The 22,846-nt window shown below is 69.1% G+C and carries 21 protein-coding genes; 6 read left to right on the plus strand and 15 right to left on the minus strand.

Annotated elements, in window-relative coordinates:
* The first annotated feature begins 87 nt into the window (after positions 1-87).
* Together PM1_RS27675 and PM1_RS27680 are read left to right on the plus strand one after the other, a co-directional pair.
* On the plus strand, positions 88-1,044 hold the full coding sequence (locus PM1_RS27675; RefSeq protein ID WP_009615465.1) for a Vgb family protein: 957 nt from the start codon (positions 88-90) through the stop codon (positions 1,042-1,044).
* Between the two features lie 12 nt (positions 1,045-1,056).
* On the plus strand, positions 1,057-1,680 hold the full coding sequence (locus tag PM1_RS27680; RefSeq protein WP_009615463.1) for a glutathione S-transferase: 624 nt from the start codon (positions 1,057-1,059) through the stop codon (positions 1,678-1,680).
* Positions 1,681-1,945: 265 nt separating this feature from the next.
* Here PM1_RS27680 and PM1_RS27685 read toward each other — a convergent pair whose 3' ends face one another.
* The 6 genes from PM1_RS27685 to PM1_RS27710 form a co-directional block, all read right to left on the minus strand.
* The gene (locus PM1_RS27685) at positions 1,946-2,248 is read right to left on the minus strand and encodes a hypothetical protein (protein ID WP_009615462.1); all 303 of its coding nucleotides are present in this window, start codon (positions 2,246-2,248) and stop codon (positions 1,946-1,948) included.
* A gap of 11 nt (positions 2,249-2,259) precedes the next feature.
* Positions 2,260-3,636 carry a cell envelope integrity protein CreD gene (creD, locus tag PM1_RS27690; protein WP_009615461.1) on the minus strand — a complete coding sequence of 459 codons (1,377 nt, stop codon included), beginning with the start codon at positions 3,634-3,636 and terminating at the stop codon, positions 2,260-2,262.
* Between the two features lie 289 nt (positions 3,637-3,925).
* Positions 3,926-5,359: a two-component system sensor histidine kinase CreC gene (gene creC / locus PM1_RS27695; protein ID WP_009615460.1), complete on the minus strand. Its 1,434-nt coding sequence runs from the start codon at positions 5,357-5,359 to the stop codon at positions 3,926-3,928.
* Entirely contained in the window at positions 5,359-6,042 is a 684-nt protein-coding gene (gene creB / locus PM1_RS27700) for a two-component system response regulator CreB (RefSeq protein WP_009615459.1), read from the minus strand. The genes creC and creB overlap by 1 nt, the downstream gene beginning before the upstream one ends.
* 55 nt (positions 6,043-6,097) lie before the next feature.
* Positions 6,098-6,637, minus strand: a complete 540-nt coding sequence (gene rloA2, locus PM1_RS27705) for a retropepsin-like aspartic peptidase RloA2 (RefSeq protein WP_009615458.1) — start codon at positions 6,635-6,637, stop codon at positions 6,098-6,100.
* A 76-nt stretch (positions 6,638-6,713) separates the two neighbouring features.
* Positions 6,714-7,958 (minus strand): HD-GYP domain-containing protein, encoded by a 1,245-nt coding sequence (locus PM1_RS27710; RefSeq protein WP_009615457.1) that lies wholly within the window; start codon positions 7,956-7,958, stop codon positions 6,714-6,716.
* Between the two features lie 130 nt (positions 7,959-8,088).
* Here PM1_RS27710 and PM1_RS27715 point away from each other — a divergent pair, with 130 nt between their 5' ends.
* Complete coding sequence (locus PM1_RS27715; protein ID WP_009615456.1) at positions 8,089-8,976, plus strand: acyltransferase; 888 nt, start codon at positions 8,089-8,091, stop codon at positions 8,974-8,976.
* Position 8,977: 1 nt separating this feature from the next.
* Here the strand turns inward: PM1_RS27715 and PM1_RS27720 are convergent, their stop codons facing one another.
* Together PM1_RS27720 and PM1_RS27725 are read right to left on the minus strand one after the other, a co-directional pair.
* On the minus strand, positions 8,978-9,520 hold the full coding sequence (locus PM1_RS27720; RefSeq protein ID WP_009615455.1) for a DUF2780 domain-containing protein: 543 nt from the start codon (positions 9,518-9,520) through the stop codon (positions 8,978-8,980).
* 298 nt (positions 9,521-9,818) lie between these two features.
* Entirely contained in the window at positions 9,819-10,364 is a 546-nt protein-coding gene (locus tag PM1_RS27725) for a DUF2780 domain-containing protein (RefSeq protein WP_009615454.1), read from the minus strand.
* Positions 10,365-10,627: 263 nt separating this feature from the next.
* Between PM1_RS27725 and mdtD the strand changes: the two genes are divergently transcribed.
* Positions 10,628-12,061, plus strand: a complete 1,434-nt coding sequence (gene mdtD / locus PM1_RS27730) for a multidrug transporter subunit MdtD (RefSeq protein WP_009615453.1) — start codon at positions 10,628-10,630, stop codon at positions 12,059-12,061.
* 1 nt (position 12,062) lies between these two features.
* On the opposite strand, the gene rloA3 is transcribed toward mdtD, so the two are convergent.
* Complete coding sequence (gene rloA3 / locus PM1_RS27735) at positions 12,063-12,557, minus strand: retropepsin-like aspartic peptidase RloA3 (RefSeq protein ID WP_009615452.1); 495 nt, start codon at positions 12,555-12,557, stop codon at positions 12,063-12,065.
* 110 nt (positions 12,558-12,667) lie between these two features.
* On the minus strand, positions 12,668-12,880 hold the full coding sequence (locus PM1_RS27740; protein ID WP_009615451.1) for a cold-shock protein: 213 nt from the start codon (positions 12,878-12,880) through the stop codon (positions 12,668-12,670).
* A gap of 335 nt (positions 12,881-13,215) precedes the next feature.
* On the opposite strand from PM1_RS27740, the gene dbpA reads away from it, so the two are divergent.
* Positions 13,216-14,592, plus strand: coding sequence for an ATP-dependent RNA helicase DbpA (dbpA, locus tag PM1_RS27745; protein WP_009615450.1), 1,377 nt, complete (start codon positions 13,216-13,218; stop codon positions 14,590-14,592).
* Between the two features lie 381 nt (positions 14,593-14,973).
* On the plus strand, positions 14,974-17,169 hold the full coding sequence (gene yccS, locus PM1_RS27750) for a YccS family putative transporter (RefSeq protein ID WP_009615449.1): 2,196 nt from the start codon (positions 14,974-14,976) through the stop codon (positions 17,167-17,169).
* Between the two features lie 7 nt (positions 17,170-17,176).
* On the opposite strand, the gene PM1_RS27755 is transcribed toward yccS, so the two are convergent.
* The 5 genes from PM1_RS27755 to PM1_RS27775 all read right to left on the minus strand — a co-directional run bounded on the left by PM1_RS27755 (position 17,177) and on the right by PM1_RS27775 (position 22,742).
* Entirely contained in the window at positions 17,177-17,905 is a 729-nt protein-coding gene (locus PM1_RS27755; protein ID WP_009615448.1) for a substrate-binding periplasmic protein, read from the minus strand.
* Between the two features lie 49 nt (positions 17,906-17,954).
* Positions 17,955-18,728 carry a phosphatase PAP2 family protein gene (locus tag PM1_RS27760; RefSeq protein WP_009615447.1) on the minus strand — a complete coding sequence of 258 codons (774 nt, stop codon included), beginning with the start codon at positions 18,726-18,728 and terminating at the stop codon, positions 17,955-17,957.
* Between the two features lie 93 nt (positions 18,729-18,821).
* Positions 18,822-19,589, minus strand: coding sequence for a slipin family protein (locus PM1_RS27765; protein ID WP_141766302.1), 768 nt, complete (start codon positions 19,587-19,589; stop codon positions 18,822-18,824).
* Complete coding sequence (locus tag PM1_RS27770) at positions 19,586-20,932, minus strand: NfeD family protein (RefSeq protein WP_009615445.1); 1,347 nt, start codon at positions 20,930-20,932, stop codon at positions 19,586-19,588. The genes PM1_RS27765 and PM1_RS27770 overlap by 4 nt, the downstream gene beginning before the upstream one ends.
* A gap of 541 nt (positions 20,933-21,473) precedes the next feature.
* Positions 21,474-22,742, minus strand: a complete 1,269-nt coding sequence (locus PM1_RS27775) for a malic enzyme-like NAD(P)-binding protein (RefSeq protein WP_009615444.1) — start codon at positions 22,740-22,742, stop codon at positions 21,474-21,476.
* Positions 22,743-22,846: the final 104 nt, after the last annotated feature.

Here is a 22,846-nt window from a genome sequence, read left to right on the forward strand (position 1 = left end):
CCGGCGCGTTCCCCGCGCGCCGTTCGCCTCCCGGCGCGTGGCGCGCTACAGTGCGCCTTCCAACGGCCACGCCCGGGAGCCTCCCCAATGCCGCAAAGCCCGCGATTCCTGCCCGCCCTGCTCGGCCTTCTGCTGAGTTGCGCCGCCCACGCCGCCGACCCGCAGTACTACCCCCTGACCAAGGGCGCCACGCCCCAGGCCGTGGCCATGCTCGACGATGGCCGGTTGTGGTATGTCGCCGAGGGCAACGGCTCGCTGGGCCGCTTCGACCCGCAAAGCGGGCAGGACGAGCAGGTCAGCCTGGGCAAGGGCTCGGCGCCGCGCGCCGTGCTGGCCGGCCCGGATGGCGAAGCCTGGATCGCCGACAGCGGCCTCAACGCCCTGGTCCGCGTCGACCCGGACCGCCTCGGCAGCGAAGTCGTGCCGCTGCCCAAGGAGGCCGCCGATGCCGGCCTGGACAGCCTGGTGTTCGATGACGACCACGACATCTGGTTCACCGGCGCGAAGGGCTTCTACGGCCGCATCGACCCCGCCACGCGCAAGCTCGAAGTCTGGGCCACGCCCGGCGGCAAGGGCGCCCAGGGCCTGGCGGTAACGCCCGACGGCCAGGTCTGGTACGCCTCCGCCGACGACGACAGCATCAACCGCATCGACCCCCTCGGCCAGGCCGTCACCCGCTTCCCGCTGCCCGAACAGGGTGGCCGGCCGCAGCAACTGGGCGCCGACTCCATCGGCCGGCTGTGGGTGAGCGAGGCCGGCAGCGGACGGCTCGGCCGCTTCGACCCCAGCGACGGCAAGTGGAAGAGCTGGCGCCTGCCGGGCGACCACCCGCAGCCCGGCGCGCTCTACGTCGATGCCATGGACCGCGTGTGGCTCAGCGACCTGGGCGGCGACGCCGTGCTGCGCTTCGACCCGCAGAGCGAGAAATTCACCGCCTACCCCAGCGACCAGGCCGAGGCCCGCGTCAGCCAGCTCAGCGGCCGCCCCGGCGAGGTCTGGGGTGCCGACGCCGGCAGCGACCGCCTGCTGGTCATCCGCGAGTAACCAGGAGATGCCATGAGCCCCACCCTCACCCTGTTCCACGCCCCCGCCTCGCCCTTCGTGCGCAAGGTCATGGTGCTGCTGCACGAGACCGGCCAGCTCGACAAGGTGCGCCTGCAGGCCGCCAACCTCAGCCCGGTGAGCCCGGACAGCGGCGTCAACGCCTGCAACCCGGCGGGCAAGATCCCCTGCCTGCGCCTGGCCGACGGCCAGGCCCTGTACGACAGCCGGGTGATAGTCGAATACCTCGACCAGCAGCACGCCGGCGCACCGCTGATCCCCCGCGAAGGCCCGCAGCGCTGGCAGCGCCTGACCCTCGCCGCGCTGGCCGACGCCATCATGGACGCCGCCGTGATCAGCCGCTACGAAACCTTCGTGCGCCCCGAGGAGAAGCGCTGGGATGGCTGGCTGCAAGGCCAGCAGCAGAAGATCGAACGCGCCCTGGCGCACTTCGAGGGCGAGGCCTTCGCGGCGCTGAACGAGCGCTTCGACATAGTCGCCATCGGCCTGGCCTGCGCCCTGGGCTACCTCGACTTCCGCCGCCCGGACTGGGCCTGGCGCGAGCAGTACCCGAAGCTCGCGGCCTGGTACGCCGAGGCCGCCAAACGCCCATCGCTGCAGGCCACGCAGCCGGTCTGATGGAGCGGCGCGGCGTCGACGGCGGATAACGCTGGCGCGTTATTCGCCCTACGAAAAGCCTACGGCAGCCCCTCGTAGGATGGCGTTGAGCGAAGCGATACCCATCACCAGACCGCATGGGTTTCGCAAGCTCAACCCATCCTACGAAGAGCGGGTCCAGCCTTGCTCGCGAACCCACCCCTGCGCGCCCGCAGCACCAGCACCGCGATCTGCCGCGCCAAGCGCCGGCCGGCCTGGCGCTCCTCGCGCAACCCGCGCCAGGCGCTCATCGCCGCGCGCCCCAGTAGTACAGCGGCAGCGCCAGCAGCAGGCCGAGCTGGGCGAAGCCCGCGCACAGTTCCAGGAAGGAGCGCACGTGGGGGTTGTTCGCCGCGTCCCGGGCGCCGGTGAGGCCATCCCAGAAATCCGCCGGCGGCAGGTGCAGCGCCAACCAGGCCAGCGGCTTGCCGCTGGCGGCGAGCCAGGCGATCAGCTCGAAGTGGCCGACGAACATCAGCAGCGGCAGGGCCATCACGCTCAGCAGCAGGCCGCCGGCCAGGCACAGGGTGAAACGCGTCAGCAGGTGCATGGCGGCCTCCTTCAGCCTTCGTGGCTCACTTCGTCCAGGGAGAAGCTCGGCTCGTCCGCACTCCGGCCGACGCCGTACCAGTCCAGCCGGCGAGTCAGCGCCATCACCCCGGCGAGCAGCGCGAACAGCAGCAGCGAGCCCATCAGCAGCGCATAGTCCTCGGCCCGCAACAGGCCGTAGAACATGGCGTAGAGCAGTGCCAGGCCGGCGCCGAAGGCACAGCCGCGCACCACGCTGCGCAGCACCGTGCACAGGTAGAAGCCGATCAGCGCCACGCAGGCGCCGGCGGAGGCCAGGTAGGCGCGCTCGAAGCCGATGTGCTCGGCCAGCGACAGCAGCAACAGGTAGAACAGTGCCAGGGCCAGGCCGACCAGGGCGTATTGCACCGGGTGCAGGGCCAGGCCCTTGAGCACCTCGAAGAGGAAGAAGCCGGCGAAGGTCAGGCCGATGAACAGCAGCGCGTACTTCAGCGCGCGGTCGGCCTTGAGGTACTGGTCCACCGGGTCCACCAGGCTGACGCCGAAACCGCGCGAGTCGAAGGTGTCGCAGCCCTTGCCGGCGAAGCAGTTCTGCAGCACCTCTTCCATGCTGCTGGCGAAGAAGCTGGTGCGCCAGCGCGCGCTGAAGCCGTCGGCGCCGATGCTGCGCTCCACCGGCAGGAACTCGCCGCCGAAGCTGGGGTGCGGCCAGTCGGCCTTGAGGCTGACCTGGCTGTCGCGGCCCACCGGGGTGATGTCCAGCCGCGAGCTGCCCAGCAGGGCCAGCTCGAAGGCGTAGTCGAAGCGCTGCTCGGCGGCGCTGGCCTCCAGCGGCAGCGGCGCATGCACGCCCTCGCCCAGGCGCTGCGAGCGGCTGCCGGGGGCGAAGTCCAGGGTGCGGCCGTCGAGGCTCAGCTTGAGGGCGTTCTGGATGCCGCGCACGTCGCTGATGCCCACCGCCAGGAACGGCTGCTCGAAGCGGTAGCTGGCCAGGTCGTCGCCCACGCCGTAGTGCGCCGGTACCACGAAGCTGCCGCTGACGCGGCTTTCCAGGTGGAACAGGCGCGCCTCGTAGATGCCGCGGTGGCGCAGCTCGGTGGTCATCTGGCCATCGACCAGGAAGGTCTCCGGCAGGAAGTACAGGCGCCCGCGCTTCTCCCGCTGCACCTGCACGCGGGTGCCGCTGCGTTCGTCGCGCTCCCACTCCAGCACCTGACGCACGTAGGGCACCACCAGCAGCGGCCCGCGCAGGCGCTGGGCGTAAGCGGAGCTGCGGGCGATGTCCTGCAGCACGCCGTCGCGGTAGGCCTGCCGCTCGCCGACCAGGCCGTCGATCATCAGCAGGGGGACCAGTAGCAGGAGCATGAGCACGGCGATGGCGCCGAGCTTGAAGAGCAGGGGTCGGTTCATGGGGACTCTCCGGGGGGATTGGGGTGGTGGAGAGTCTGGGTCGGTACTGTGGGGGCTTCGTGGTGGGGGGATGGGGAATTTGTGGGGATTGTGTGGGGGCTTGCTTTGGTGTGGTCGGTGGGCGCCTTTCCCTCTCCCTAACCCTCTCCCTGAAGGGAGAGGGGACCGTTCGGAGTGCTTGGATGCTCTGGAGTTCGCCGGATGCTGTGACGCCCGGCTGAAGTCTTGCTTTCAGCCGGCACGGACAAGCCCCCTCTCCCTTCAGGGAGAGGGCTGGGGAGAGGGGCTCTCAGGCTCTTCCCTTGTCAGCCCCCGGCAACTCCAGCCAAGCCTCCACCCCACCCTCGACATTCCCCACGCCCAACCTTCCACCATGCAACCCCGCCACCTCGGCAACGAAGTTCAACCCCAGCCCCGTGCTCTTGCGCCCCGTCCCCGGCCGCGGCAAGGAGTAGAACCGCTCCGTCAGCCGGTCCAGCGCATAGCCCGGAATCACCGGTCCCTCGTTGAACACCCCCAGCCGCCAGCGCCCATCCTCGCGCAGCGCACCGAAGCGAATCACCCCACCAACCGGCGTGAAATCCAGCGCATTGTCCAACAGGTTGCCCAACGCCTGGCGCAACAGGAAACGCTCCCCCGTCACCACCGCCTCCGCCGGCACCGCGTTCTCCACCCGCAAACCTTCCAGCCGCGCCAGGTTGGCCTGCAATAGCTCCGCCACCAGCTCACGCAGCGGCACCGGCTCGCTGTCCTCCAGCCCCTGCCGCTGCTCCACCTGGGCCAGGTTCAGCAGGCGCTCCACCAGTTGCTGCAAACGCTGGCTCTCGCCGGCGATGTTGTCGACGAAGCGCCTGCGCTGCTCCGCCGGCATCTCACCTTCCAACAGTTCGGCGGCGCCACGAATGGCCGCCAGCGGGCTTTTCAGCTCGTGGGTCAGGGTATGCACGTAGCGCTCGACGTAGGCCTTGCCCTCCAGTTGTACGCGCATGCGCTCCACCGCCTCGGCCAGTTGCGCCATTTCACCACCGCGGTAGCGCGGCAGTTCGGCGCGGCGGCCCTCGCTGACCGCCTGGGCGTAGCGGGTAAGCTTGCGCAGGGCGCCGCTCAGCCACCAGGAGAGCAGCCCGCCAACCAGCAGGCCGAGCACGATCAGGCCGCCGCCGAGCCAGGCCAGGCGCCGTTGCGAACGCTCGATGTAGGGCTGCAGGGTGCGGTTGGGCTTGGAAACGGAGACCACGCCGATGATCTTCTCGCCATCCTTGATCGGCGCCGCCACGTACATCACCGAGGAGTCCGGGTCGTCCGCCGATTCGCGGCTGGAGCGCGCGCCGTACTTGCCCTGCAAGGTCAGGTAGACGTCGTTCCAGCGCGAGTAGTCCTGGCCCACCGCCTCGCCCGCCGAGTCCAGCAGGACGATGCCGCGGGCGTCGGTGACGTAGATGCGGTGGTTCACCGCGTTCTTGCGCACGCCCCAGATGTCCGCCTGCGGGCTGCGCGCGCCATAGGCCTTGAGCAGTTCCGGCAACTGGCTGTGGACCAGGGTGCCGTTCTTCAGGTCGTCGCGCAGGATCTCGGCCAGCAGGTTCGCGGTGTCCACCAGGGTTTCCTCGGTGGACTGGCGCACCCCGGGACGGATCTCGTCCATCACCGTGCTCAGCACGAAGTAGCCGGTCAGCCCGACGAACAGGAAGTACGCCAGGAAGATCCGCACGCCCAGCGGCATCAGGCCTTCTCCGCCGCGTAGCTGTAGCCCAGGCCGCGGTGCGTCTGGATCGGCTCGGCGTCCGCGGCCACCTGGCGCAGCTTGGCGCGCAGGCTCTTGATGTGGCTGTCGATGTTGCGCTCGTAGCCGGCCTGGGCCGCCACGCCCAGGGCCTGCAGCAGCAGCTCGCGGCTGAACACCCGGCCCGGGCGCGCCAGCAGCGCCTGGAGCAGGCGGAATTCGTGGAGGGTGAGGTTCAGCGCCTGGCCGCGGTAGTGGATCAGGAAGCGCTCCTCGTCCACCCGGAAGAGCCCGGCCGGGGCCGCCTCGGCGCTGGCGCGGGGCGGGCCGCGACGGAGGATGGCCTTGACCCGCGCGGCCAGCTCGCGCGGGCTGAAGGGCTTGACCACGTAGTCGTCGGCGCCGATCTCCAGGCCCACCACGCGGTCGATCTCGGCGTCGCGGGCGGTGAGGAAGATCACCGGCACCTCGGAGAAGCGGCGCAGTTGGCGGCAGGCCTCGAAGCCGCTGATGTCGGGCAGGCCGACGTCGAGGACGACCAGGTCGAAGGCCTCCTCGCGCAGGCGCTGCAGGGCCTCGCCGGCCAGGCTCAGCCAGGTGGTGGCGAAGCCTTCGGCCTGCAGGGCATAGAGCAGGGTATCGGCGATGGCGGCTTCGTCTTCGACGATGAGGATGTGCGGCATGGCTTCCGTGCGCGGTGTGGCGGGCCTTCCATCAAGCCGCAAGGCCCGCGCCCCGTCAATCGGCTTCGCGGCTGCCCGAGCAGTTGGGCTTGCCGGCGGCGAAGTGCTCGCTGGCGTCAATTGCCACGTGGAACTTGCGCAGGCCCTTGGCGCCCATCAGGAAGGGGTAGTTGAAGTGGCTGCGGTCGACGAGGTTGACCTCGATCACCTGCTGGTCGCCGCCCAGGCACACCGGCAGCAGGATCACCGGGCGCTCGCTGAGGGCCACCGGGTTCTCCTCCTCGTCGTCTTCCTCGCGGCCGTCGGCGCGATTCTTGATCTTGGAGATGCGCGCCAGCTTGTGCTCGTACTGCGAGTCGCCGCCGTCCTTGGTGGCCAGGCGGAAGCGCACCCACTGGTCGCCGTCGCGCTGGAACAGCTGGATGTCCTTGGCCGACAGCGACGAGGTGTAGGCGCCGGTGTCCATCTTGGCCTGCAGCGTCTGATCCAGCTCGGGCAGGCCGACCCATTCGTAGCGCCCGTAGAGCTTGGGCTCGGCGGCGAGGGCCAGGCCGGGCAGGACGAGCAGCGAAAGCAGGGCGAGAACGGGTTTCACGGGAATCTCCAGGGTAGTTCGGGATGCATGGCGCATAGGACTACCACGCCGGCCCGGGGTTCGCCAGCGGCCGCTGTCAGGCGTCGAACAGCGAGCCGCGGCGGCGGTCCAGGCCGCTCCACAGCGTCTCCAGGTTGCGGAAGCCCCACTGCGCCGGCGACTCGCGGCCGACGATGCGCTCGCGGCCCTTGAGCCTGGCCAGATCGAGCACCTGCTGGGGAATCGCCGCGCGCGTACGGATCGAATAGAACACCTTGAGCACCGGGGTGAGCAACGCCTCGGGATGCTGCTCCAGCACCACCGCCAGGCGCTCGCTCTCCAGGCGCACCAGCGAGCCCACCGGGTAGATGCCCAGGCATTTGACGAAGGCGCGGAACACCTGCTCGTCCAGGTGCGTGCCGCACCACTGGCCCATGCGCCGGATCGACTCGGCGGGGTCCCAGCCGGCCTTGTAGGGGCGGTCGGAGGTGATGGCGTCGTAGATGTCGCAGACCGCGCCCATGCGCGCGAACAGGCTGATCTGCTCGCCGGCCAGGCGGTGCGGGTAGCCGCTGCCGTCGAGCTTCTCGTGGTGGTGCAGGCACACGTCCAGCACCAGGGCGCCGACCTGGCGGCCCTGAATGAGGATGTCCAGGCCGCGCTGCGGGTGCTCGCGGACCCGGGCGAACTCCTGCTCGTCCAGGCGCCCCGGCTTGTTCAGCAGTTCCATGGGCACGTGCATCTTGCCGATGTCGTGCAGCAGCCCGGCCGCGCCCGCCTCGCGCACCAGCGCCTCGTCCAGGCCGAGCTGGCGCGCCAGGGCGATCATCAGCGCGCACACCGCCACCGAGTGCAGGTAGGTGTATTCGTCGGCGTTCTTCAGCCGCACCAGGCTGATCAGCGCATTGGGATGGCGCTGCACCGAGGCGGCGATTTCCTCCACCAGTTCCTGGGCGTGCTCGCCGTTCACCGCCTTGCCCATGCGCGCGTCCTGGAACATCGCCATGACCGCGCGCTTGGACTGCACGCACAGCCGGTGCGCCGCGCGCAGCTCGTCTTCCATGGCGCGCCAGGGCTTCTCCGGCGCCTCCTCGGGCGAGGCCGGCGGCGGTGCGGCGGGCTCGCCGGGGGCCAGCGCTGGGCGGGGCGCGAGGCCCTTGGCCGGGTCGATCAGCACTTCGTGCACGCCGCTCTCGCGCAGGCGCTTGAGGTCCTCGGGGTCTTCCAGCAAAAAGCGCCGGCGCCAGAACGGGTGCTCCATCCAGGAGCCGCACAGCTCGTGGACGTACATACCGAGGGTCACGTCCTTGACCGGCAGGCGCACATAGAAGGAGTCAGGCATGGCAGGCAATCATCGGGTCGGTTCTTCTGAGCATAGTGCGCCGGCGCACGTCGCGGGAGGGGGTGGCTTGGGCTGGCCGCGCCGCCTGCGTATCATGGCCGCGCCAACCGGAACAAGGAATCGCACCGCCATGTGGGCCACGCTGACCGGAATCCTCACCAGCCTCCTGTTGCTGCTCAACACCCTGATCCTGATCGGCCCGATGCTGCTGATCGCCCTGCTCAAGCTGGTGCTGCCGGGCAAGGCGCTGAAGGACGCCTGCTCCAACGGGGTGATGTGGATCGCCGAGACCTGGGCGGAGATCGACAAGGCCATCTTCGCCCTGATGACGCCCACCGTCTGGGACATCCGCGGCGGCGACCAGCTGCGCCGCGACACCTCCTACCTGGTGGTGAGCAACCACCAGTCCTGGGTCGACATCCCGGCCCTGGTCCAGGCCTTCAACCGCAAGACGCCCTACTTCAAGTTCTTCCTCAAGAAGGAGCTGATCTGGGTGCCCTTCCTCGGCCTGGCCTTCTGGGCCCTGGACTACCCCTTCATGAAGCGCTACTCCAAGGCCTTCCTGGAGAAGAACCCGCAGCTCAAGGGCAAGGACCTGGAGATCACCCGGGCCGCCTGCGAGAAGTTCAAGGGCATGCCGGTGACGGTGGTGAACTACCTGGAAGGCACCCGCTTCACCCCGGCCAAGCAGGCCCAGCAGCAGTCGCCCTACCAGAACCTGCTCAAGCCCAAGGCCGGCGGCGTGGCCTTCGTGCTGGCCGCCCTGGGCGAGCAGCTGGACGCCATGCTCGACGTCACCGTGGTCTACCCCAAGGGGCCCAAGCCGGGCTTCTGGGACCTGCTCAGCGGCAGGGTGCCGCGGGTGATCGTCGACATCCGCACCCACGGCATCGACCCCGCGCTGTGGCAGGGCGACTACGAGAACGACGCGGAATTCCGCCAGTACGTGCAGGCCTGGGTGTCGCGCCTGTGGGAAGAGAAGGACGCGCGCATCGACGCGCTGCGCGCCGAGTTCTGAGCTAGATCGCCTTGCCGGCCACCGTGGTGGCTGGCGTGGAAGGCAGCGGGGCGCTTTCCCAGAGCTTGCCTAGGGTGCCCAGCAATTGGCTGTTCAGGCCCTGCTTGACCAGGTAATCGAGCATCACGCTGGCGAACCGGTCGACCATGCCTTCGCTCATGCCCAGCACGTTGAACACCTGGTCGACGTCCTGCAGGTTCTGGATGCCGCCGAGCAACTGCCCGGCGCCGCCCAGCAGGGCGCCGATGCCGCCGCCGAGGTTGCCCGAGGACAGCTGGTCCAGCCCCGGCAGGCTCTTCTGCAACTGCGTGCCCTGGCTGTCGTCCAGGCGGTTCATGGCCAGGCCGATCAAGGCGCCGGCGCCACCGATGGCCTGCTCGTCGCTGATGTTCAGGCGCTGGCCGAGGGTCTCCACCAGGCCGTTGGCGGCCGTGGCTGCGGCACCGGACTCGGCGCTGGGGATTTCCTCGAAGGTCTCGGCGGCGGCCGGGAAGGCCACCAGCCAGGCGCAGGCGGCGAGGATGGGAAGGGCTCGGGCGATCATCGGAGGCTCCGCGGCAGGCAGGTCCCGCCTCGGCATGGGCGGTCAACGGATTCGACTGATGGCCATGCCCTTCGTTCCGAACGCTCCGTCAGGTTTAACCGTAGGATGGCGTTGAGCGAAGCGATACCCATCGCCCCAGCAGGCGCCGACCTCGCCGTCGGAATTGCGCCGGGACGTCCGGCTATCGCGGACAAGGTCCGCTCCTACAATGGAACGCCATGCCTCTCGGTGGACTGTAGGAGCGGGCCCTGCCCGCGATTCGCGCGCAGGGCGCGCTCCTACAGGGATATACCCAGCGTCAGCCGCCCACGCCCCACAGGCTACCCAGGCTGCCCAGCAGGTTGCTGCTCACGCCCTGCTTGCCGAAGTAGTCCAGCAGCACGCTGGCGAATTTGCCGGTCATGCCCTGGTCCATGCCCAGGGTGCTGAAGGCGCTGTTCACGTCGCCCATGCTGTCGACGTTGCCCAGCAGGCCCTTGGCGCCGGCGCCGCCGAGGTTGCCCAGGCTGCCGCCGAGGCCGCCCAGGGCGTTGGCGCCGCTGAGCTTGTCCAGGCCCGGCACGGCCTTCACCAACTGGGTGTAGTCGGTGCCGCTGAGTTTGTTCTTGGCCAGGCCGAGCAGCGCGCCGGTGCCGCCGATGGCTTGCTCGTCGCTGACGCCCAGCTGCCCGGTGAGGGCGCCGAGCAGGCCGCTGGTCTGCGGGGTGGAAGCCACCTGGGCCGGGTTGCCGCCCTCGGCCACGCCGGACACCGCCTTGGCGGCGTCCCCCAGGTTGAAGGCGAAGGCGGAACTGGCGGCGAGCAGCGCCGCGGCGGCGCAGGTGACACGGAATCTGACGGTCATCGACATCTCCTGATGCAGTGGCGTCCCGCGCCGAAGGTGTGCGGGACGCAGATTGGACTGGCGGCGGGTGCCATTGTTCCGCCACCTCGGCGCGAACTTGCGGCGCCTGCGCCCGGGTCGCGGCGAATGCCTGCCGATCCCCTCGAAAGCCCCTTCAGGTCCAGCACAGGCGCACCGCCGCGCCAGCGCAACGGCTCTGGCGCGCCCCTCGCGCAGCACCGCCCTCCCCGCCTATGCTTGCGGGAGCCGAACAAGGACCCATCATGAGCGAGCCCTTCATCCTCACCCCGCGCATCGCCCGCATCCTTCCCTGGCTGGTGGCCGTCGCCTTCTTCATGCAGGCGCTGGACGGCACCATCCTCAACACCGCGCTGCCGAGCATGGCCCGTTCGCTGAACGAGGACCCGCTGCGCATGCAGGCGGTGGTCATCTCGTACCTGCTCACAGTGGCGCTGCTGATCCCCGCCTCCGGCTGGATCGCCGACCGCTTCGGCACGCGCCGGGTGTTCATCTTCGCGATCTTCCTGTTCAGCCTCGGCTCGCTGTTCTGCGCGCTCTCGCCGAGCCTCGGGGTGCTGGTCGTCGCCCGCATGGTGCAGGGCCTGGGCGGCGCGCTGATGATGCCGGTGGGGCGCCTGGTGATCCTGCGCGTGTACCCGCGCAGCGACCTGGTGCGGGTGCTCAGCTTCGTCACCATCCCCGGCCTGCTCGGCCCGCTGACCGGCCCGACCCTCGGCGGCTGGCTGGTGGAATACGCCAGCTGGCACTGGATCTTCCTCATCAACATCCCGGTGGGCCTGCTCGGCATCGTCTTCGCCATCCGCCTCATGCCCGACCTGCGCGGCGCCACGCTCAGCCGCTTCGACGGCCCCGGCTTCCTGCTCTTCGGCGGCGCCATGGTGCTGATCACCATCGCCCTGGAAGGCCTGGGCGAGCTGCACATGCCCCACGTGCGGGTGGTGATGCTGCTGATCGGCGGCCTGGTGCTGCTGGCCGCCTACTGGCTGCGCGCCCTCAACGTCGAGGCGCCGCTGTTCCCGCCCAGCCTGTTCAAGACGCGCACCTTCGCCGTCGGCGTACTGGGCAACCTGTTCGCCCGCCTGGGCAGCGGCGCCCTGCCCTTCCTCACGCCGCTGCTGCTGCAGGTGGGCCTGGGCTTCGCGCCGGCCAAGGCGGGCATGACCATGATCCCGCTGGCGGCCATGGCCATGGTGGTCAAGCCGCTGGCCAAGGGCATCCTCGACCTGTTCGGCTACCGCCGCCTGCTGGTGGGCAACACTCTGCTGCTGGGCTCGCTGATCGCCGGCCTGGGCCTGATCGACCAGGACACGCCCTACCTCTGGCTGCTGATCCACCTGGGCCTGCTGGGCGGGGTCAACTCGCTGCAGTTCACGGCGATGAACACCCTGACGCTGATCGACCTGCGCGACGACAACGCCAGCGCCGGCAACAGCCTGCTGTCGGTGGTGATGCAGCTGTCCATCGGCCTCGGCGTGGCCTGCGCGGCGGCGCTGCTGGGCGGCTTCAAGAGCGACGTGGAGGTCAACGCCGGCGACGTGCTGGGCGCCTTCCACGCCACCTACCTGAGCGTCGGGCTGATGTCGATGGCGGCGGCGGCGATCTTCTTCCAGCTGGCCCGCGACGACGGCCGCTCGGCCCAGGCGCCGCGGCGCCTGGAGCCCGACGACGGGCACTGAATCAGGGCTTGCAGGTGGGCGGTGTGGTCAGCGTCTTCGACACGTCCACGGCGCCCAGGTGCTCCAGGCTGCGGCGGCCCAGCAGCACCGGGTAGTCGCTGCCCTCGCGGTCGGCCAGGGCGAACTGCTCGCGGTAGACCTTGTCGCCCAGGCACAGGTCCATGCTCACCACCGGACGATGCTCGATGCCGTTGGCGCCGCGAACCTTGAGGGTGCGCTCGACGGGCCGCTCGAAGGGCAGGCGCTGCACCTGGCCGGTCGCCGCGTCCTTGACCAGGATGTCGTACTGCACCCAGCGCTGCTCGTTCTTGCGGATCTTCACCAGGTTGCGCGCGTCCATCACCGAGGTCTGCAGGCCGGTGTCCAGGCGCACCTTGAGCAGGGCGTTCTCCGGCATCAGCCTGGCCTGCTCGACCCAACCCCAGGTGGCCGGCTGCGCGGCGAACAGCGTGGGGCAGATGAAGGCCAGCAACAGGCCGGCGAGGCGCGGTTTCATGGATCGGGCTCCGGAGTCGGGGGCAATGGCAGTACAGATGGCCTACGCCAATCAGGCAACAAAAAACCCCGGATGTTTCCATCCGGGGTTTTCGGCGACGCCAGGGAATCTTAGTTGATTACCTGAACGCGCTCGGCTTGCATGCCTTTCTGGCCTTGCACGACTTCGAAGCTGACCTTCTGGCCTTCGGCCAGGGTCTTGAAGCCGTGGCCTTCGATGGCGCGGAAGTGAACGAAGACGTCCGGGCCGCTCTCAGGGGTGATGAAGCCGTAGCCTTTGGTCTCGTTGAACCATTTGACGGTGCCGTTCTGACGATTCGACATGGTGTTCTCCTTGGAACGTAGATGTAGAAATAGCCACAAAAGAGTGGCAGGAACTGAGTTGCAAGGAGTTACAAGGAGTCGAGCAGGACGGGGTGGAATAACCGACCGCATCAGGTCACGATCGACGGCGACCCATGCAAACACAGTGGAGGCACTCTACGACAAAAACCTGCGGAAAGCGAATCTGTATAAACATACACTATACGACCGTCCGTCCGTTTCGGACGGGTGTTGACCAACACCAGTGGATTCGCGGGTTTTACCCGTTTCTCCAGGGCCCTGCGGCGCCCCTCCTGCTACACTGCGCGCCCACACGCCTGTCGGGTTTTTTCTTCGTGACCTCCACCGCCTTCTCCAGCCTGCCCCTCTCCGCCGACCTGCTCGCCAACCTCGAAGCCCTCGGTTACAAAGAGATGACGCCGATCCAGGCCGCCAGCCTGCCGGTCATCCTCAAGGGCCGCGACCTGATCGCCCAGGCCAAGACCGGCAGCGGCAAGACCGCGGCCTTCGGCATCGGCCTGCTCAGCCCGCTGAACCCGCGCTACTTCGGCTGCCAGGCGCTGGTGCTGTGCCCGACCCGCGAGCTGGCCGACCAGGTGGCTAAGGAGATCCGCCGCCTGGCCCGCACCGCCGACAACATCAAGGTGCTGACCCTCTGCGGCGGCGTGCCCTTCGGCCCGCAGATCGGCTCGCTGGAGCACGGCGCCCACGTGGTGGTCGGCACCCCGGGGCGGGTACAGGAACACCTGCGCCGCGGCTCCCTGGTGCTCGACGGGCTGAACACCCTGGTGCTGGACGAGGCCGACCGCATGCTCGACATGGGCTTCTACGACAGCATCGCCGACATCATCGGCCAGCTCCCGGCGCGCCGGCAGAGCCTGCTGTTCTCGGCCACCTACCCGGCCGGCATCGAGCAACTGGCGGCGAAGTTCCTGCGCCAGCCCGAGCGCGTGGAAGTGGAGGCGCTGCACGACGACAGCCAGATCGAACAGCACTTCTACGAAATCGAGCCGCGCCAGCGCATGGACGCCGTGGTGCGCCTGCTGCAGCACTTCCGCCCGCAGTCCGCCGTAGCCTTCTGCCACACCCGCCAGCAGTGCGTGGAACTGGCCCAGGCGCTGGACGCGCAGAAGATTTCCGCCCTGGCCCTGCACGGCGACCTGGAGCAGCGCGAGCGCGACCAGGTGCTGGCGATGTTCGCCAACCGCAGCTGCAGCGTGCTGGTGGCCACCGACGTGGCCGCCCGCGGCCTGGACATCGAGGGCCTGGAGGCGGTGATCAACGTCGAGCTGAGCCGCGACGCCCAGGTCCACGTGCACCGCATCGGCCGCAGCGGCCGCGCCGGCGAGAAGGGCCTGGCGCTGTCCCTGGTGGCCCCGGCCGAAGCCTCCCGCGCCCAGGCCATCGAGGACCTGCAGGGCAAGCCGCTGAACTGGGAGCGCATCGACTTCCTGCGCGCCAACCCGGCGCCGCTGCTGCCGCCGATGACCACCCTGAACATCGCCGGCGGGCGCAAGGACAAGCTGCGCCCCGGCGACATCCTCGGCGCCCTCACCGGCGACGCCGGCCTGCCCGGCAGCGCGGTGGGCAAGATCGCCATCTTCGACTTCCAGGCCTACGTGGCGGTGCAGCGCGACCAGGCCAACGCGGCGCTCAAGCGCCTGCAGGAAGGCAGGATCAAGGGGCGTTCGTTCAAGGTGCGCATCCTCTGACGCGCGGGGCTCTTCGTAGGAGCGAGCTTGCTCGCGAACGGAGTTTCCTGGTCATAACGGTGCATGAGGTCACCGCCGTCCCCTCTCCCCAGCCCTCTCCCTGAAGGGAGAGGGGGCTTGTCCGTGCCGAGAGGAGGAATGGTTTCAGCCGAAAACCGACGGAGCTGCCGGCTGACTGCGGGATACTCATCCACTCCGAACGGTCCCCTCTCCCTTCAGGGCGGGGCGCGCAGCCGAGGGTTAGGGAGAGGGCGCTCTTCAGGGCAAGCACCTTTCGCAAGCAAGCTCGCTCCCACGAAAAGCATCCCCCGCAACCAATAGCCGCGCGCCAGGCGATCCGCTAGTCTCAGCGCAGAGACACCTCGGAAGTCCCCGACGCGCATGCTTTCCTCCCCCTTGTTCGAGACCCTGCGGCGCCTGTGGGCGCTGGACAAGTTCGCCTACAGCCTGCGGGTGTTCATCGCCCTGGCCGGGGCCATGGCCGCCTGCCTGCTGCTGGGCCGCACCGAGCTGGTGATCCCGCTGTTCCTGGGCATCATCGCCAGCGCCCTGGCCGAGACCGACGACCACTGGCTGGGCCGCCTGAAGGCGTTGCTGGTGACCCTGGCGTGCTTCCTCATCGCCGCGCTGGCGGTGGAGCTGCTGTTCCCCTACCCCTGGCTGTTCGTCGCCGGCCTGGCCCTGTCGGCGTTCGGCATGACGCTGCTGGGCGCGCTGGGCGAGCGCTATGCGGCCATCGCCTCGGCCACGCTGATCCTGTCCATCTACACCATGATCGGCGTCGACCAGCGCGGCGGCGCCCCCGGCGACCTGTGGCAGGAGCCGCTGCTGCTGGTGGCCGGCGCGGCCTGGTACGGCGTGCTCTCGGTGCTGTGGAACGCGCTCTTCGCCAACCAGCCGGTGCAGCAGGTGCTGGCCCGCGCCTACTTCGAGCTGGGCGAGTACCTGAAGATCAAGTCGACGCTGTTCGAGCCGCTGCGCCAGCTCGACGTCGAGGACCGGCGCCTGGCCCTGGCGCGGCAGAACGGCAGGCTGGTGGTGACGCTCAACCAGGCCAAGGAAACCATCCTCAGCCGCCTCAGCCATGGCCGCCCGGGGCCCAAGCTGAGCCGCTACCTGAAGCTGTACTTCATCGCCCAGGACGTCCACGAGCGCGCCAGCTCCTCGCACTACCCCTACAACCGCCTGGCCGAGGCCTTCTTCCACAGCGACGTGCTGTTCCGCTGCCAGCGCCTGCTCAACCAGCAGGGCAAGGCCTGCCAGGCGCTGTCGCGGGCCATCCGCCTGCGCCAGCGCTTCGACTACAACGACAGCGAGCAGGCCCTGGCCGACCTGCAGGCCTCGCTGGAATACCTGCGCCAGCAGGGCAACCCGGCCTGGCGCGCGCTGCTGCGCTCCCTCGGCGCCCTGGCCGGCAACCTCGCCACCCTCGACCACAAGCTCAGCGGCGCGAGCAACCCCGACGCCCTCGCCGAGGAACAGGACAGCGCCCTGCTGGACCGCTCGCCGCGCTCGCTGCGCGATGCCTTCGAGCGCATCCGCCAGCAGCTCACGCCCACCTCGCTGCTGTTCCGCCATGCCCTGCGCCTGGGCCTGACGCTGACCGCCGGCTACGGCGTGCTGCACCTGATCCACCCGACCCAGGGCTACTGGATCCTGCTGACCACGGTGTTCGTCTGCCAGCCCAACTACGGCGCTACGCGCATCCGCCTGGTGCAGCGCATCCTCGGCACCCTGGTCGGCCTGGTGGCCGGCTGGGCGCTGATCGACCTGTTCCCCAACCCGCTGGTGCAATCGCTGCTGGCGGTGGTCGCCGGGGTGGCCTTCTTCGCCACCCGCAGCACCCGCTACACCCTGGCCACTGCCGCCATCACCCTGCTGGTGCTGCTGTGCTTCAACCAGGTGGGCAACGGCTACGGGCTGATCCTGCCGCGCCTGTTCGACACCCTGCTCGGTGCCTTCATCGCCGGCCTGGCGGTGTTCCTCATCCTCCCCGACTGGCAGGGCCGGCGCCTGCACAGCCTGGTCGGCGGCACCCTGGCCTGCAACGCCCGCTACCTGCGCGAGATCATGCAGCAGTACGCCAGCGGCAAGCGCGACGACCTCATCTACCGCACCGCCCGGCGCAACGCCCACAACGCCGACGCGACGCTCTCCACCACGCTGTCGAACATGCTTCTGGAGCCCGGCCACTTCCGCAAGGACGCCGAGCTGGGCTTCCGCTTCCTGGTGCTTTCGCACACCCTGCTCAGCTACCTCTCGGCCCTGGGCGCGCACCGCGACCGCCTGCCGGAGTCGCCGGCCAACGCGCTGATCGGCGAAGCCGCCGAGCAGCTCACCGCCAGCCTCGACGACATCGCCGCCAGCCTCGCCCAGCGCAAGCCGGTGGCCATCCACAGCGATACCGAGGAAGACCTGGCCAAGCGCCTGGAACAGGTGCCGGAGGAGCTGGAAGACCCGCAGCGCCTGGTGCAGACGCAGCTGGCGCTGATCTGCCGCGAGCTGGCGCCGCTGCGCAGCCTGGCTGCGCACCTGCTGAAGAAGGAGATCGGCGCCGAGCAGGAAGCCGCCGCCTGAGCCCGGCTCAGGGCCCGCGCAGGTCCATGAAGGCGTCGTAGCTGCCGTCCTCGCGCATCAGCCGCAGTTCGCGGTTGAAGTCTTCGATTATCTGCGCGTGGCGCGGGTTGGCGCGGCTGACCAGGATGTACAGCGGGTTCTCCGACAGCGGCTGGGGCAGGAACTCCAGCTTGTGGCGCTCGTCCTTCAGGTCGTGTTCGAGGATGTAGCGGGCGGTCCACTCGTCTTCCAATGTCAGCTCGACGCGGCCGGCGACCACCATCATCGCGGCGTTGGGGAAGGACAGCACCGGCACCTTGTGCAGCCGGCGGTCCTCGTTGAACTCGGGGGTGTAGCTGTAGCCGCGGACCACGGCGATGCGGAACGGGTAGAGGTCGGCCAGGCGCTCGAAGACGATGGGCGACCCCCTGCGCTTGAGGAAGCGCAGGCGGTTCACCAGGTAGGGCTCGGAATACTGCCCGAAGGTCTCGCGCTCGGCGCTGTACCAGGAATCCACCAGCACGTCGTACTCGCCGTTGCGTACCCCGTGCAGGGCCCGCGGCCAGGGCACCTCGGCGTAGTGGATGGCGTAGCCGGCGCGGGTCAGCGCGGTGCTGACGAAATGCACCGCCAGGCCGCGGCCGGGCATCTGCGCGTCGGCATAGGGCGGCCAGCGGTCGGCGACCAGGTTCAGCGGCTCCTCGGCCTGGGCGCAGAACGGCAGGGCCAGGGCGATCAGCAGGGCACGCAGCAGCATGGCTCTCCTTGCTCGAGGCCCGCGCCCCGCTACCGGCAAGCGGGCGGACTCAGAAAAGCATCGCCGCGCGCAGGCTCATTCCCCCACCGGCTTCGGGCAGAACACCGAAGGAATAGGCGCTGTCTGGCGATCCCTCAAGGAACAGATTGTAGGTGAAGTTGGCGGCGAGGTTGCCCACCGCCATGCCCACCAAAGTGTCGGTGGGGTAGTGCTTGGAGCCTTCCACCCGCGCCAGCGCGGTCAGCCCGTCCACCGTGTAGAGCCCGGCCTTGGCGGTGAAGCGCAGGGTCGGGTCCATGTCGATGTAGTCCAGGTTGCGCCGGGTGAAGCTGTTGTGCACGGCGGTCACGGCCGTGTGCTTGGAGGGGAAGGAGTCGTCGGGGATGCCGTCGGGGCGGTCGCGTCCGGACACCTCCTTCCACTCCTCCACCAGGCCGGTCACCGCGTAGCGGTCGGTGGCCAGCAGCGCCAGGTTGCGCCCGCGCCAGCTCCACTTCTCCTCGTCCTCGCTGCCCCTGGGCGCAGCCACCAGGCCGGTGACCACGCTCAGCGCGGTGCTGGCGTTGAGCATGTGGTCGGCGGCGGAGTTGGCGTCGCCGCCGAACAGCCATTCGTGGTTGGCCGCGGACTTCTGCCACTTGTGGTCCCAGTTGCCGGCGGCGATAACCGCGGCGCCGGCCACCGGCGCCCAGGTGCCGGGGTCGAGGACGGCGCGCTGGGCGGAGTCGCCGACGCGCGACCAGCTCATCTGCGGGGAGCCGGCGCAGCCGGCGAAAAGGGCGGATGACACTAGGGTCAGGGCCGCCAGGTTGCGGTAGCTCATGGTTTCCCCCGTAGTCCGTCCGCAAGGGGACGGTAAGGAATTTTCAGAAAACCTACAGGGTAGACGCCTCAGCCCCATCCAACCTGCCGTCAGTCACTTCTTAGTCTGTCCATTTGTTTCGAGCAGCCCCTTGAGCAGGTCGATGGGCATGGGGAAGACGATGGTGGAGTTCTTGTCGCCGGCGATGCTGCCCAGCGTCTGCATGTAGCGCAGCTGCATGGCGCCGGGCTCGCGGGAGAGCATCTGCGCGGCCTGCATCAGCTTCTCCGAGGCCTGTAGCTCGCCCTCGGCATGGATCACCTTGGCCCGCCGCTCGCGCTCGGCCTCGGCCTGGCGGGCGATGGCGCGGACCATGGACTCGTTGAGGTCGACGTGCTTGATCTCGACGTTGGCCACCTTGATGCCCCAGGCGTCGGTCTGCGCGTCCAGCACCTTCTGGATGTCCAGGTTCAGGCGCTCGCGCTCGGCCAGCATCTCGTCCAGCTCGTGCTTGCCGAGCACCGCGCGCAGCGTGGTCTGGGCCAGCTGGCTGGTGGCGGCGAGGAAGTTCTCCACCTGGATGATGGCCTTCTGCGGATCGAGCACGCGGAAGTACACCACCGCGTTGACCTTCACCGAGACATTGTCGCGGGAGATCACGTCCTGCGGCGGCACGTCGAGCACCACGGTGCGCAGGTCGACGCGGACCATCTGCTGCACCACCGGGATCACCAGCACCAACCCCGGGCCCTTGACCTTCCAGAAACGGCCGAGCTGGAACACCACCCCGCGTTCGTATTCGCGCAGGATGCGCAGGGCGCTGGCCACCAGCATCAGCAGCAGGACCAGCGCCACCAGCAGTCCGAAGGGAATACCCATCAGTCACCTCCCGATTCGTCGTCGGCCGCCACCTCCAGGCGCAGGCCGTCGCGCGCCAGCACCTTGACCCGCTGGCCGGCGCGCAGGGTCCGGGCGCAGCGGACCTGCCACTGTTCGCCCTGCAGTTGTACCCAGCCGGCGTGGGCATCCCCGTCGGCCACCGCGTCCACGGTCGCCAGGCTGCCCACCAGGCCGGCCGCGCCGCTGACCACCTGGCGCTGCCGGCTCTTCATGGCCACGCCCAGCACCCCGGCGATGAACAGCGCGCTGACCGTGGCCACGCCGACGATCAGCCCCAGGGGAATGCCGAAGCCCGGCGCGTCGGTGTCCAGCAGGATCAGCCCGCCGATCACGAAGGCGGCGATGCCGCCGATGCCCAGGCTGCCGTAGCTGGGCACGAAGGCCTCGGCGGCCATGAAGGCCAGGCCGAGGACGATCAGCGCCACCCCCGCGTAGTTCACCGGCAGCAGCTGCATGGCGTAGAGCCCGAGCAGCAGGCAGATGCCGCCGAGTACGCCGGGCAGCGCCAGGCCGGGGTTGGCGAATTCGAAGATCAGCCCGTACACGCCGATCATCAGCAACAGCAGCGCCACGCTGGGGTCGGTGATCACCGCCAGCAGGCGGGTGCGCCAGTCGGGCTGGTGCTCGACCCAGGCGAGACCGGCGCTGTGGATGCTCAGCGCCTGCCCCGCCACCTGCACCTTGCGCCCGTCGATGGCGCGCAGCAACTGGTCGAGGTCGCCGGCCTGCAGGTCGACGACCTTCTGCTTCACGGCTTCCTCGGCGGACAGGCTGACCGCTTCGCGCACCGCGCGCTCGGCCCATTCGGCATTGCGCCCGCGCAGCTGCGCCAGGCCACGGATGTAGGCCGCCGCGTCGTTGACCTGCTTGCGCTTGAGGGTGTCCTCCTCGCTGACGGCTGGCTTGCCGTCCTTGCCCTGGGGCTTTTCCGGGGCGCCGGGCGCGCCGATCTGCACCGGGGTGGCGGCGCCCAAGTTGGTGCCCGGGGCCATGGCGGCGAGGTGGCAAGCATAGAGGATATAGGTGCCGGCGCTGGCCGCCCGCGCTCCGCTGGGGGCGACGTAGCCGACCACGGGGATGGGGCTGGTGAGGATCGCCTTGACGATGTCGCGCATGGCGCTGTCCAGCCCGCCGGGGGTGTCCATGCGCAGCACCACCAGGGGCGCGCCCTCGTCCACGGCACGCTGCAGGCCGCGCACCACGTAGTCGGAAGTCGCCGGGCCGATGGCCCCGTCCACCGTCAGCACCACCGCCGGCGGGGCCGCCAGCGCCCCGGCCGCGAACAGCAGCAGGAGCAAAGCGCAGCGGCGAAACAGCGTGAGCATGGCACGCCTCCCCGGCCAGGACCGAAGCGGCGCCGCGGGCGAATGAAGGGGCGGCGCCTTTCTACAGCATAGTCCCCTGCCCCGGGATGCCTGTGGAGGGGTGTTGCAGGGTGTTTAGAGGCCGCGCCCAGCGTCCGGGTGGGCACGGCTTTTCGTAGGAGCGAGCTTGCTCGCGAATGGAGCTCCCGGTGACGGTGGTGTTTCGGGTTGGCTCCGCATCCCTCACCCCAGCCCTCTCCCAGAGGGAGAGGGGGCTAGTCCGTGCCGAGAGAAGGCTTGGTTTCAGCCGGTAGTCCCTGTGCTCGCCGGCCAACGCCGAAGCATCAGCGCACTCCGAACGGTCCCCTCTCCCTTCAGGGCGGGGCGCGCAGCCGAGGGTTAGGGAGAGGGAGCGGAGCCAAGCCAAGGCAGCGGAATCACCGGGGGCCCCCCTTCGCGAGCAAGCTCGCTCCTACAAAGCCCCAGAAACGAAAACGCCGTTCCCCCTCACGGAAGAAACGGCGCTTTCACCTTCGGCCTCAAGCCGAAGAGAGCGGCCCGGTCAGCCCTTGAACACGTCTTCCACCGACTGCAGCGGATAGTGCTTCGGATACGGCAGGGTAGCCACGCCGCTCTCGATGGCGGCCTTGGCCACGGCATCGGAGACCACGGTGATCAGGCGCTTGTCCATGGGTTTCGGAATGATGTACTCGCGGCCGAACTCCAGGGACGACACGCCGTAGGCCTCGCACACGTCCTTGGGCACCGGCTCCTTGGCCAGGTCGCGCAGGGCCAGGGCGGCGGCGATCTTCATCTCTTCGTTGATGCGGGTGGCGCGCACGTCCAGGGCACCGCGGAAGATGAAGGGGAAGCCCAGCACGTTGTTCACCTGGTTCGGGTAGTCCGAACGGCCGGTGGCCATGATCACGTCGTTGCGGGTGGCGTGGGCCAGTTCCGGCTTGATCTCCGGGTCCGGGTTGGAGCAGGCGAAGACGATCGGGTTCGGCGCCATGCGCTTGAGGCCTTCGGCGCTGAGCAGGTTGGCGCCGGACAGGCCGACGAACACGTCGGCGCCGTCGAGGGCATCGTCCAGGGTGCGCTTGTCGGTCTCGGTGGCGAACACCGCCTTGTACTGGTTCAGGTCGGTGCGGCCGGCGTGGATCACGCCCTGGCGGTCGATCATGTAGATGTTCTCGACCTTGGCGCCCATGCTCACCAGCAGCTTCATGCAGGAGATGGCGGCGGCGCCGGCGCCCAGGCAGACGATCTTCGCGCTTTCCAGGTTCTTGCCGGCGATTTCCAGGGCGTTGAGCATGCCGGCGGCGGTGACGATGGCGGTGCCGTGCTGGTCATCGTGGAACACCGGGATGTCGCACTGCTCGATCAGCGCGCGCTCGATCTCGAAGCACTCCGGCGCCTTGATGTCTTCCAGGTTGATGCCGCCGAAGGTGATGGAGATGCGCTTGACGGTGTCGATGAAGGCCTGCGGGCTCTCGGCGTCGACCTCGATGTCGAACACGTCGATGCCGGCGAAACGCTTGAACAGCACGCCCTTGCCTTCCATGACCGGCTTGGAGGCCAGCGGGCCGAGGTTGCCCAGGCCGAGGATGGCGGTGCCGTCGGAGATCACCGCGACCAGGTTGCCCTTGCCGGTGTACTTGTAGGCCAGTTCGGCGTCACGGGCGATCTCGCGGACCGGCTCGGCCACGCCCGGGCTGTAGGCCAGCGACAGGTCGCGGGCGGTGACGGTGGGCTTGGTCAGCTCGACGCTGAGTTTCCCGGGGCGGGGTTGCGCGTGATATTCGAGGGCAGCGGTCTTGAGATCAGACATTTTTGGCACTTCCGCTTTATTGCTTGTTGGACAGACGGGCGACCGAGCATACGCGGGAAGAAAGCGCCTGCCAAGATAGCTTCAGGGCTGCGGTGTCAATGCTG

Source organism: Pseudomonas sp. M1 (genome assembly GCF_022760135.1).
Taxonomy (GTDB): domain Bacteria; phylum Pseudomonadota; class Gammaproteobacteria; order Pseudomonadales; family Pseudomonadaceae; genus Pseudomonas; species Pseudomonas citronellolis.